Source organism: Dactylosporangium salmoneum (genome assembly GCF_039532525.1).
Classification (GTDB): Bacteria; Actinomycetota; Actinomycetes; order Mycobacteriales; family Micromonosporaceae; genus Dactylosporangium; species Dactylosporangium salmoneum.
Genome location: NZ_BAAARV010000046.1, coordinates 280417 through 291679 on the forward strand (window position 1 = coordinate 280417; position 11263 = coordinate 291679).

7 protein-coding genes are annotated in these 11263 nt (G+C 73.3%); 1 reads left to right on the forward strand and 6 read right to left on the reverse strand.

The window, feature by feature from the left end; all coding sequences use genetic code 11:
• From ABD352_RS27325 to ABD352_RS27335, 3 genes are all read right to left on the reverse strand, one after another.
• A partial coding sequence (locus ABD352_RS27325; RefSeq protein WP_344615346.1) for an ATP-binding cassette domain-containing protein occupies positions 1-1240 on the reverse strand: 1240 nt, incomplete at its 3' end.
• On the reverse strand, positions 1237-1746 hold the full coding sequence (locus ABD352_RS27330) for a peroxiredoxin family protein (protein WP_344615347.1): 510 nt from the start codon (positions 1744-1746) through the stop codon (positions 1237-1239). The genes ABD352_RS27325 and ABD352_RS27330, both read right to left, overlap by 4 nt.
• A 31-nt stretch (positions 1747-1777) precedes the next feature.
• Entirely contained in the window at positions 1778-2305 is a 528-nt protein-coding gene (locus ABD352_RS27335; protein ID WP_344615348.1) for a MauE/DoxX family redox-associated membrane protein, read from the reverse strand.
• Between the two features lie 1126 nt (positions 2306-3431).
• Between ABD352_RS27335 and ABD352_RS27340 the strand changes: the two genes are divergently transcribed.
• Positions 3432-5093, forward strand: a complete 1662-nt coding sequence (locus tag ABD352_RS27340) for a carbamoyltransferase N-terminal domain-containing protein (RefSeq protein ID WP_344615349.1) — start codon at positions 3432-3434, stop codon at positions 5091-5093.
• 204 nt (positions 5094-5297) lie between these two features.
• On the opposite strand, the gene ABD352_RS27345 is transcribed toward ABD352_RS27340, so the two are convergent.
• From ABD352_RS27345 to ABD352_RS27355, 3 genes are all read right to left on the reverse strand, one after another.
• Positions 5298-5558, reverse strand: a complete 261-nt coding sequence (locus ABD352_RS27345) for an MbtH family protein (RefSeq protein ID WP_344615350.1) — start codon at positions 5556-5558, stop codon at positions 5298-5300.
• Entirely contained in the window at positions 5555-7294 is a 1740-nt protein-coding gene (locus ABD352_RS27350; protein ID WP_344615351.1) for a non-ribosomal peptide synthetase, read from the reverse strand. The genes ABD352_RS27345 and ABD352_RS27350 overlap by 4 nt, the downstream gene beginning before the upstream one ends.
• A 4-nt stretch (positions 7295-7298) precedes the next feature.
• Positions 7299-11263, reverse strand: a 3965-nt coding sequence (locus ABD352_RS27355) for an amino acid adenylation domain-containing protein (RefSeq protein WP_344615352.1), incomplete at its 5' end; no start/stop codon positions are given.

Genomic DNA, 11263 nt, shown 5'->3' on the forward strand with positions numbered 1-11263 from the left:
CGTCCCAGGTGATCCGGCCGCGGGTCGGCTCGTAGAGGCGGCACAGGAGCTTGACGATCGTGGACTTGCCGGCGCCGTTGAGCCCGACCAGGGCCGTCGAGCGTCCGGGCGACAGGGTGAGGGTCAGGTCGTGGAGTACGAACGGCTGATCTTCGGCATAGCGGAACCACACGTGCTCGAACCGGATGCCGCCCTCTCGCTCCGGCGATTGCGGCGGCGCGATCGCCGGCGGGTGCTCGGTTGGTGTCGTCTTGTTCGGCGGCAGTACCGCCAGATAGTGCTCGAACAGCACCAGCGCGGCGTCGGCCGTCGCGATCTGGGCGACCGTGCTCGCCACCGTCGCCTGCACGGCCCCGAGCGCGGCGACGAGCACGGCCAGGTCGCCGATGCGTCCGTCACCGGAGGCGAGGCGGGTGACGGTGATCGCCAGTACCACCGCCGAAACCGCCGCCGTGAGCAGCGACAACGCGCCGTCGACGCGCGCGGTCGCGAGGTCGACCCGGCGCTCCGCCCGCTGGATGTCGCCGAGCTCGGTCAGCATGCGGCCGCGGAAGTACTGCCCCAGGCCGAACAGCCGGATCTCCTTCGCGGCCCGCAGGTCCAGCAGCATCCCGGCATAGAACGCCTGGCGTCGCAGGCGGGGGCTGTTGCCGGCGGTGGTGTCGGCCCGCATCCGGCTCAGCCGCAGCTGGGCCGCGAGCGTCGGCCCGACCGAGGCGGCGACCAGGGCGGCGGCGAGCGGCGACAGCGCGATCAGCGAGGCGACGAATCCGCTCAGCGTGATCGTCGCCTGCACGATCGCGAGCAGTGAAGCCGTGAGCAGCACCGGCCCCGACTGGCTGGACTGGCGGGCGAGCTGGACCCGGTCGTGGAAGGCCGGGTTCTCCAGCTCCGCCAGCCCCGGCGGGCGGACCACGGCCGCGAACAGCTCGGCCTGGGTGTGCAGGGCGACCTTGCGGGTGACGTCCTGGTCGAGGTACCGGGCCAGGTGCTGGAACACGGCCCCCGCCGCGCCGGTGACGCCGAGGGCGGTGGCTTGCAGGGCGAGGCGGGTGGTACCGCCGGCCTCGGCCAGCCCGTCGATCAGCGCCTTCGTGAGCCAGGCGGCGGCCACCGGCACCAGCCCGGTCGCGATCGCGACGAGCAGCCGCAGCCAGGCCGCGAACGGCGCGGCGCGATGGTAAGTGCGCAGAGCCCCGGCGAGCGCCGACCCGCGCCGGCGCAGGGTCCGCCGGCTCATCGGGCGACGAGGCGCAGGCAGTCTTCGAAGGTGCCCTTGGCTGCGATCCGCCCATCGGGGTCGACGAGCGCGTAGCTCGGCGTCGCCTTCGCCCCGAAGGCGCTGACGACGGGCCCGCCCGGCGCCTCGGCGATGACCGTCCCGACCTGGCCGAGCACCTCGGCGAGCCCGTTGGGATCGGTGCCGCCGTTCATCGTCAGCACCGGTACCGCGACGATCCCCGCCGCCGCCAGCCGCTCCTGCCGCCCCGCGAGCTCGGCCGCCTCCTGCGTGCAGGGCCGGCACGTGGTGGAGAAGAAGCCGACGAGGGTACGCCGACCGATGAGGCGCGGCTCCGCCAGCGGCACCTCGGCCCCGACCGCGATGTCGATCAACTCTGGCGGCGGCCCGGCGGCCGCGGCGCGCTCTTCGTAGGTCCGCAGCCGCCGGATGACCGCGGTGGTGAGCATCAGATCAAGCACGACAAGCACGGTGAGCACGATGACGGCAGCCTCGATAATCGACACCTTCGCACCCTTCTATTTGGTTAGTGCGGCTCTATTTGACGAGCGCGGCCAGGTCATCGAGCCGCGCCACCGTTCCTACCCCGACCGCCGCCACCAGCCCGCACAGCGCCGTCTCGGCCATGCCGACCCCATGTGCGGGCCCGAACCCGAGCGCCCCGACGGCGGCGGCGAGCAGGACGACATTTCGCCCGACATGCCGGGGCGCCACGGCATCGGCGCCGGATCCGAAGCAGTGACAGGCCAGTCCGGGCCGCTTCCGCAGTCCGCGGATCAGCACGAGGGTGAACGCCACCAGCAGGCCGGCCGCCAATGCCGTCCCCACCCAGGTGGGCGCCAGTTGCAGTCCGGCGGCGAGGATCTCCAGCCCGATGGTCCCGACCGCGACGACCACCCGGAAGCGGACGGGCACCCCGCCGAGGTCATGCACCGCGGCGACAAATCCGGCGAACGCCTCCCGGCCCCACACCTTCGCGCCCGCGGAGATCACGAATACCCCGGCGATGAACATGTGCAGGCAGAGCGCCACGTAACCCACCCGGTTGCCTCCGTCCCGCGCCATGCGCAGGCCACAGCTGATCTCCCGGGCCCCCGCTCCGTGCCTCGACCCTTCATTGATTTCCGTCTTATGTCAAGACTCAAAAAAATAGAGCCTTCGCCTATCCCTGGCGTTTCGGACAATGATCATCGCCAGTCTTTGGCCATTTCCCTCGGGTCGACGGCGCGGCTGCCGATTCCCGCCCTCCTGCGCCGGCTGGGAGCCCGCGACCGCGACCCCGGCTCCGGCGGCCGGGCCTGTCGGCGGGGTCCCGGACGCCGACCCGGATGGCGGGGGGCGCGGCGGGTGTCCCGGCCTTGGCGCTCGGCACCGCCATCGCCGTCCGCCACCCCGGCGTGGAACCCGACCGCCATCACGCTCGCCGCCTGCCAGGCCCGCGTGGCCGCTCGACGACCGGAAAATGGGTTCCGTTGCCCTGCCAACCGGCGATGTCCGGACGTCGCGGAATGGCAGCAGGCCCAGCCGTGCCTGCTCGTAGATCATTTGGTGTCGCGCTCTCCCCCGGGGCAAACGACTGGTCACTCGTCTGAATACAATCGCGCGAACAAAAAGTGGCAGCAAGATGTCAAAGTTGATGAAAATGGTTTGCGAGTACATCTTCATTCGACGAAAGGCATAGCCCATCAACGATGTCAAGAACTTGGTCAAACGAAGATGCGAGTGCAATTGATAGTTGCATTGGTCGATCAGCTCTGCTAGCCTCTGTCTCGGTCTGAATGCCGAGAACAATGACGCCGACTCATGGCGGAGACCCGTATCGATCATGTCGGCGGCTGCCACCTCACCCTGAGCCGACACGCTCGCGCTCCCCTCCGGCGACATCGCGCAGTTCCCGATTGGCCTCGAGCACTCGCTCGTGGATTGTCTGCTCCAGGCCGTATCGGTCTAGGTCTCGCGTCCAGTGAACAGGCGGGCGCGGTAAGCCGACGAGATCGGCGAGGCATCGACACACCCGGTCAACGAGTTTCAGGCGAGGAACACTGGAGGTCAGTGTGCATCCACCGTCCACGGGGGCTTTCCGGACGACACGAACGACAGGGAAGGGACAACATTCGAGCCGGACGGGGCGGTCTCGAAGCACCGCTCCTATGACCCGGGCCGGTACGCAGCCGGAAAGGCGCGGCTGACAATGCTTATCTGCGGCATCAAGGCATCGCACGACGGCGGAGTCGCGGTCATCGACGACGGTCGGCTCCTGTTCAGCGTCGAGGTGGAGAAGCTGGACAACGGACCCCGGTACAGCTTCCTGGAAAACCTGCAGCGGGTAACCGAAATCCTGGCCCGCGAGGGCCTGTCCCCTGATGTGATCGACCAGTTCGTCATCGACGGCTGGCACACCACAGCCGCCGATGGCGGTAACGCTGTGCCGATCAGGGATGGCGACCGGAGCATGGAACTGCGGGTCGCGCCGTACCTGGAAGGTCCGGGCGACAACGGACCGCTGCAGCGCTACGCCTTCGACAGCTACGACTTCAACGGCACCGGAGGCTACGCCAGCTACACCCACGTCGCCAACCATCTCCTCGGCGCCTACTGCACGAGCCCGTTCGCCGCCCGCGAGGAGGACGCCCTCGCCCTGGTGTGGGACGGCGGCGTCGTGCCACGGCTGTACCGGGTGCACGCGGCACGCCGCGAGGTCACAATGGTGTCGGCGCTGCTGCCCGTCATCGGCAACAGCTTCGCCGACTTCAGCGCGCAGTTCGACCCGTTTCGCTATGACGCGGACGCGCTGTCGCCGGAGGAGGCGGACCGCCGCCACCTGTCGATCGCCGGCAAGGCAATGGCGTACGCCGCCTTGGGTACCGCCGAACCGGACGTCTTTGCGGTCTTCGATGACATCATCGGCGGTTTCCGCACGTTGTCGACCGACAACGCGCGGGTGCTCGGCGCGAAGATCGCCTCGAACCGCGACGAGCTCGCATCGGGGTTGTCCAACGCCGACCTCATCGCCACGTTCCAGGCGTACCTCGGCCGGCGGCTGCTGGACCGTCTCGCGGCCGTGGTGGAGCGCCAGTTTCCTGGAGAGCGGTTGAACCTGGTGCTCGGCGGCGGTTGTGCCCTCAACATCAAATGGAACACGATGATCCGTGCCAGCGGCCTGTTCCATGACGTGTTCGTACCGCCCTTCCCCAACGACGCCGGCGCCGCGATCGGCACCGCGGCGTGCGAGATGTTCCGGCGGGGACGGATAGCGCTGGACTGGGACGTCTACCGTGGACCGGCCATTGCCACGGGCAGCCTGCCCAGCGGCTGGCGGGCACAGGCCTGCGACGAACGCCAGGTCGCCGCGCTCCTGCAAACCGAGGGCGAGCCGGTAGTCGTACTGTCCGGCCGGGCCGAGCTCGGTCCTCGCGCCCTCGGCAACCGCAGCATCCTGGCGCCCGCGACCGACCCCGGGATGAAGGGTCGGCTCAATGACATCAAACATCGGGCGCAATACCGGCCGGTTGCCCCGATCTGCCTGGCCGACCGCGCTCCCGAGGTCTTCGAGCCCGGCACCGCCGACCCCTACATGCTCTTCGAACACAGGATGCGCCCGGGTTGGGCCCAGCGCGTCCCGGCCGTCGTCCATCTGGACGGTACCGCCCGGCTGCAGACCATCGAAGCCACCCAGGATGTCGCCGCCGCCCGCATCCTCAGCGCTTACGCGGAGCTGACCGGGATCCCTGTCCTGTGCAACACCAGCGCCAACTTCGACGGGTGCGGATTCTTCCCGGACGTCGCCTCCGCGGCTCGCTGGGGCGGGGCCCGTTACATCTGGTCCGACGGGACGCTCTACACCTCGGGTTGAACCGAACGGTCGACCGTTCCGGGCCCCGGATGCCGCGCGCGCTGCTGGCGCGTGGCATCCGGGGCAACTTGGCCGCTGTGACAGCGTCGTTCGGCCTGGGTTCGGGCCGGGGCCCGCTGGAAAGGCGCCGCGAACGGCGACCTCGCCAGCGGCCCACGCCTCGCACGGCGCAAACCTCGACCGGCTGCTGGCCGCCGAGCGCCGCTACGACCTGGCCAACGTGTTGTCCTCGGCGATCCCGGGGCTCGTGGACTGAGCAGCCTCCAGGGCCGCGACGAGGCTCTTCGGGCGCATGTCGGTCCAGTGCTGCTCCACGTAGCGCAGGGCGCTCTCGCGGTCGGTCTCCGCGCAGGCGACGCTCCAGCCGGCCGGCACGTCCAGGTGGGCCGGCCACAGCGCGTGCTGGCCCTCGTCGTTGACCACCACCAGGTAGCGGCCGTCGGGGTCGTCGAAGGGGTTGGTCATGGCGTGCGCTCCCTCTCCCTGATCCAGTCGCTCATGTGGGCCACGGTCGGCCGCTCGTACAGCGTGTCGAGCTCAGCGTCCGCGGCGAGGCGCTCGTTGAGCTCGGACACCAGGCTCAGCGCCACGACGGAGTCGCCGCCCACGCTGAAGAAGTCGTCCTCGGTGCCCACGCCGTCGACGTCCAGCGTCTTGCGCCACAGCGCGAGCAGCTCGCGCTCCAGCGCGTCGCGGGGCGCCGGGCCGCGGCCCTCGACGCTCACCGGGCGGTCGGTGAGCGCGCGGCGGTCCACCTTGCCGCTCGGGGTGAGCGGGAAGCGCCCGAGCGGCACCACCAGCGCGGGGACCAGATAGGCGGGCAGCGTCTCGGCCAGCCGGCGGCGAACGTCGGCCGCTAGGCCGAGCGTGTAGGCCACCAGCCGGCTGCCGGCCGGGCCGGGGACGGCCACCACGACGGCGTCCTCGACGCCCGGCAGCGCCTTCACGGCCGACTCGACCTCGCCGAGCTCGACCCGGTGGCCGCGGATCTTCACCTGGTCGTCGGCGCGGCCCAGGAAGCGGATCTCGCCGTCGTCGCCGACGAAGCCGATGTCGCCGGTGAGGTACGCGCGGGCACCGGGCTCGCCGCCGGGCGCCGCCACGAACCGGGCCGCGGTCAGACCGGGGCGGCCCAGGTAGCCGCGGGCCAGCACCGGGCCGCCGAGGGCGATCTGGCCGGTCGCCCCGGGCGGCAGCGGGCGGCCGTCGTCGTCGAGGACCCAGACCTGGGCGTCGGCGACCGGCTCGCCGACGGTGGGCCGCTCGGGCCACGCGGCCGGGTCCGGGCCGAGCCGCAGGCAGGTCACGACGTGCGTCTCGGTCGGCCCGTACTGGTTGTCGAGCACCGAGCCGGGCAGCGCGGCGAAGAACGCGCGCAGGGCCGGGGTGGCGTAGAGCTGCTCGCCGGCCGTCATCACCTCGCGCAGCGCCGACGGCGGGTGGCCCAGGTCGGCCGCGGCCCGGGCGAGGCCCTGCAGGGCGACGAACGGCAGGTACAGCCGATTGACGCGGTGCTCGTGCAGGTACCGCAGCAGCCGCCGCGAATCCCGTCGGACCTCCTCGCTCACCAGCACGAGGCACCCGCCCGTGGCCCAGGTGCTGAACATCTCCAGGAACGAGGCGTCGAACCCGGCGGCGGAGTACTGCAGCGTCCGTGCTCCCTCACCGCACGACGACACGCCGATCTGCCAGCGCAGCAGGTTGGCCAGCGGGCCGTGCGGCATGGCGACGCCCTTGGGGGTGCCGGTGGAGCCGGAGGTGTACAGCACGTAGGCGAGGTCGTCGAGCCGGGGCTGCGGCAGCTGCGTCGGCGGCACGCCCTCGTCGGCCCGCACCACCGCGACGCCGGTCGGCACGGACAGACGCCCGGCCGGGCCGTCCTGGGCCACCAGCACCCGCGCGCCGCCGTCGCGCAGCATGAAGTCCAGCCGGTCGGGCGGATAGCTCAGGTCCAGCGGCAGGTAGGCCGCGCCGGCCCGCAGCGTGCCCAGCACGGCCACCGGCAGGTCGAACGAGCGCTCCACCGCGATGCCGACCACCGACCCTGGCCCCACCGACAGCTCGGCCAGCCGGGCGGCGAGGGCGTCGGCCCGCCGGCCGAGCTCCTCGTAGGTCAGGGTGGCGCCGTCGAACTCCACCGCGGCCAGGTGCGGCGTGGCCCGCCGCTGCCGCTCGAACGAGCAGTGCACCGGCTCCAGCATCGCCTCAGCCCACCCATCCGGACAGCCCGTCGAGGAACCGCCGCAGCAGCCGGGCCGCGGTCGCCGGTTCGAAGAGCTCCACGGCGTACTCCAGGTATCCGCTCATCCCCTCGCCCTCCTCGGCGACGATCAGCGCCAGGTCGAACCGGGTCGTGTCCAGCTCGAACGGCAGCGCCTCGACCGCCAGCCCGGGCAGCTCGGCGACCTGCGGTCCGTCGCCGGCGGTGTAGACGAGCTTGGCCTGGAACAGCGGGTGGTACCGCCGCCGCGGCGGGTTGACCGCCTGCACCACCCGTTCGAAGGGCACCTGCTGACCAGCCAGCGCGTCGAGCACACTGGCCCGGACGCGCTCCAGCAGCCCGGGCAGCCCGGGGTCGCCGGAGGCGTCCACGCGCAGCGCGAGCTGGTTGACCAGGAAGCCGATCAGCGCCTCGGACTCGGGCGTGGTCCGGTTGGCCACGTCGGTGCCGACCACCAGATCGTCCCGGCCGTCGTGCTCGTGCAGCACGGCGCACCACGCGGTGAGCAACACCATGAACGGGGTGACGCCGCGCTCGGCGCACAGCCGGCGCACCCCGGCCACGGCCGTGGCGGGCAGGGCGAAGGGCAGCAGCCGCCCGGCGTGGGCGCCCCCGGGTGGCCGTGGGTGGTCGGTGCGCAGGGGCGGCGCCTGCGCGAGGCCGTCCAGGCGCCGCCGCCAGTGCGCCACCGCCCCGTCGTCGGCGCTGCGGCGCTGCCAGGCGGCGTGGTCGGCGTACTGCAGCGGCAGCTCCGCGAGGGTGCCGCCCGCGTAGAGGCGGGCCAGCTCGCGGCGCAAGACGCCGTATGACCACGCGTCGTGCACGATGTGGTGGAAGGTCAGCAGCAGCACGTGGTCGTCGGGGGCCAGGCGCAGCAGCGCGGCCCGCAGCATCGGCCCGGCCGCCAGGTCGAACGGGCGGTCGTTCTCCCGCCGGGCCAGCCGTTGCACCTCGGCGTCGCGGGCGGCCGGCGGGAGCGTGCCGAGGTCCACGACGGGCAGCGGCACCGCCGCGGCGGGCCGGATCTGCTGCCACGGCCGGCCGTCCCGGGTGACCAGGACCGTGCGCAGGACCTCGTGGCGCCGGACGATCTCGCCGAGGGCGTGGCCCAGCGCCGCGGCGTCCAGCGGCCCGCGGATCCGGTCGAAGGCCGGGACGTTGTACTGCGTGCCGCCCGGGTCGAGCTGGTCGAGGAACCACAGCCGCTCCTGGGCGAACGACGGCTCCATCAGCTCGGTCCGCGGCACCCGGACCGGGCCGTCGACCGCCGGCCCGTCGGCGACCGCCGGCCCGTCGGCGGGCACGGCCGCGGCGCGCAGCTCGTCGATGAGCGCGGCGAGCTCGGCCAGCCGGGGCCGCTCGAGCGGGGCGCGCACCGGCAGCTCCACCCCGAACACCTCGCGCAGCCGGAACACCAACTTGAACACCAGCAGGGAGTGCCCGCCGAGGCCGAAGAAGTCGTCGTCGGCGGCGATCCGCTCGCGCCCGAGCAGCTCGCGCCACACGGCGGCGACCCGCTCCTGGGTCTCGGTCAGCAGGCGGGCCGCGGCGTCGCCGGCCGGCTCGGCGTCGGGCTCGGCGGCCAGGTCCCGCAGCGCCGCCCGGTCGATCTTGCCGTGCCGCGTCAGGGGGAGCTCGGGCAGCACGACGTACCGCTGCGGCAGCATCGGCTCCGGTAGCACCTCGGCCAGCCGGGCGGCGATCCCGGGCACGACCACGTCGTGCGCCCGCCGCCAGCGCGGGTCGTTGGTGTACCGCCCGAAGTCCACGTCCGCCGGGGTCCCGCCGGTGGGCGCCGGGGCGGCCGTGGGCACCGGCCGGCGGCGCAGGATCGCGTCGAACGCCCCGTCGGGGTGGCCCTCGAGCCAGCTGAGCTCGACGTCGTACCCGAGCCGCTCGCCGAGCTGCCAGAGGTCCTCGGGCTCGACCCCGACCGGCGGCTCGGCCTCGGCGGCGGCCAGGAGCTCCCCGACGGACGAGCCCGGGTCGCGCTCCCCGGCCAGCCGCAGCAGCGCGAGGGGGCCGGCCAGCCGGGCGTTGGGCACGGCCCGTAGCCCAAGCGCCGCCGGCCGCTCGTCGCGCAGCCGGCCCGCCAGGGCGTCGAGGGACTCCCAGTCGCGCCACTCGGCGTCGTCGTCGGCCGGGCCGTCGACCACGAGCACCACGTCGTAGCGGAAGCGGCTCAGCTCGTTGCGGTACCGGCCCCGCTTGGGCCGCACCCGCACGGCGGTGATCCGCGGCCACGCCCGCAGCAGCGCCGCGAACAGCCGCGGGTCGACGCACAGCTCCGGATCCCCGGCGGCGCGGGCCCGCACCCGGGTGCGCAGGTCACCGACCCGCAGGTCGGCCGGGGCCCGGTGCGCCTCGACGTGGGCGTGGAACGCCTCCAGCAGCGGCAGGCTGCGCAGGTCGCCGAGGAAGACGTGGCCGCCCCCGGCCGGCAGGGCGTCCACCGCCGCCCGCAGCACCCGCAGCAGGTAGGCCGGGGACGGGAAGTACTGCACGACGGAGTTGAGCACGACGGTGTCGTACCGCTCCTGCGCCGCGATGCTCTCGTGCGCGGCGGCGGTCCTCAGCCGCACGGGCGCACCGTCGGGCAGGCCGCGCCGGACCCGGGCGATGGCGGCGGCCGACAGGTCGGTGCCGGTGTAGGACTCGCAGTGGGGCGTGACCCGCCGGACGATCATGCCGGTGCCGCAGCCGATCTCCAGCACCCGGCGGGGCCGCAGCGCCCGGATCCGCGCGACGGTGTCGGCCAGCCACTGGTGCATCTCGGCGGGGTCGATCGGCTCCCGGGTGTCGCTGGCCAGCCAGCCGGCCAGCTCGTCGGCGTCCGGGTCGGCGTAGGTGTCGTCGTAGACGTCGCGCCACGCGGCGACCGCATCGGCGTCCTGCCGCTCGTCCGGCGGGGCCGGCTCGACCTGCAGGAACGCGACCAGCCGCGCCAGGCCGGGCGGCCCGCACAGCTCGGCCGCGGCCTGCCGGACGCCGTCCAGGCCGCCCAGCACCGCCTCGATCTCGCCGAGCTCGACCCGGTGGCCGCGGATCTTCACCTGGCTGTCGATGCGGCCGAGGTACTCGAGGTTGCCGTCGCCGCGCCATCGGCCCAGGTCGCCGGTGCGGTACAGCCGGGCCCCCGGCTCGCCCGAGAACGGGTCGGGCACGAAGCGGGTCGCGCTCAGCCCGGGCCGGCGCCAGTAGCCGTGGGCGACGCCGGCCCCGCCGACGTACAGCTCCCCGCGCGCCCCCACGGGCACCGGCTGGAGCCGCTCGTCGAGGACGTAGACGCGGGCGTTGGCGATCGGCGTGCCGATCGGCACCGGGCCGTCGGCGTCCGGCTCGTCGCCGGTGCGGTAGGCGGTGCAGGCGACGGTGATCTCTGTCGGGCCGTACTCGTTGACCGCCCGCCGCGCGCCGAGCCGGGCCAGGGTGTCGTAGTGCAGCGCCTCGCCGCCGACGATCAGCGTCCCGGCGCCCGGGGCCTTCTCCAGCAGCCCGAGGTGCGAGGGGGTCAGCTTCAGCATCGTCCGGCCGGGCGCGGCCGCCCACTCGCGCAGCGCCTCGCCGGGCACCGCGCCGGCCGGACCGAACAGCACCCGCTGCCCGGCGATGAGCGGGGCGAAGATGCTGGTCACGGTGAGGTCGTAGGCCAGCGAGGTGTGCACCGGCACGCCGTCGCCGGCGGCCAGGTCGAACGCCGAGACCACCCAGCGCAGGTAGTTGACCGCGCTGCGGTGCGGCACCATGACGCCCTTGGGCACGCCGGTGGAGCCGGAGGTGTACATCAGGTACAGCAGGTCGTCGCCGCCCACCGGGACCGGCGGCGGGCTCGACGGGCGGGTCGCGATCGCGGCCGCCTCGGCGTCCACGACCAGCGGCGGCAGGCCGGCCGCGGCGACGGCGGCGGCCGGGCGCCCGGCGGTGAGCAGCCGCACCGCGCCGCTGTCGC